Here is an 820-nt window from a genome sequence, read left to right as displayed (position 1 = left end):
GATCCGATCAACGGCTACCTGCCGCAAGGCTGGACCGTCGCGCAATGGCGCGAGGCGCAGAAGGTTGCTTCGCAGAGCATTGTCAAGGCCGCGAAGCAGTCGATGGCCGTTCAGGTGCGTGCGATGCTGACTCTGCAGGAACGCGGCGCGGCGACGCTCGACTACGGGAACAACATTCGCCAGATGGCGCTGGAAATGGGCGTCGAGAACGCATTCGACTTCCCGGGCTTTGTGCCGGCCTACATCCGCCCGCTCTTCTGCGAAGGCAAGGGGCCGTTCCGCTGGGTTGCGCTATCGGGCGATCCCGAGGACATCTACAAGACGGATGCGAAGGTCAAGGAACTGATCCCGGACGATCCGCACCTGCACAACTGGCTCGACATGGCGCGCGAGCGCATCGGATTCCAGGGCTTGCCGGCGCGTATCTGCTGGGTCGGCGTGATGGATCGGTATCGGCTGGGCCAGGCGTTCAATGAGATGGTCAAGAACGGCGAACTGAAAGCGCCGATCGTGATCGGACGCGATCACCTCGATACCGGCTCCGTCGCGAGCCCGAATCGCGAAACGGAAGCGATGAAGGACGGCTCGGATGCGGTCAGCGACTGGCCGCTGCTCAACGCGCTGCTGAACACGGCAGGCGGCGCGTCGTGGGTGTCGCTGCATCATGGCGGCGGCGTCGGGATGGGCTTCTCGCAGCACTCGGGCGTCGTGATCGTCGCCGATGGCTCGGACGCGGCGCATGAACGCCTTGGCCGCGTGCTGTTCAACGATCCCGCGACGGGCGTGATGCGTCACGCGGACGCTGGCTACGAACTCGCGC

General features: G+C 65.0%; 1 protein-coding gene. It reads left to right on the top strand.

Annotation, left to right across the window (positions count from 1 at the left end):
- The coding region (gene hutU, locus C9I57_RS32180) for a urocanate hydratase (protein ID WP_107154521.1) at window positions 1-820 on the top strand (820 nt) is incomplete at both ends.

This window comes from Trinickia symbiotica, from assembly GCF_003028655.1.
Taxonomy (GTDB): Bacteria; Pseudomonadota; Gammaproteobacteria; order Burkholderiales; family Burkholderiaceae; genus Trinickia; species Trinickia symbiotica_A.
Note: the sequence above shows the minus strand (reverse complement) of the source record. Positions and strands in the feature narration are given on the sequence as shown.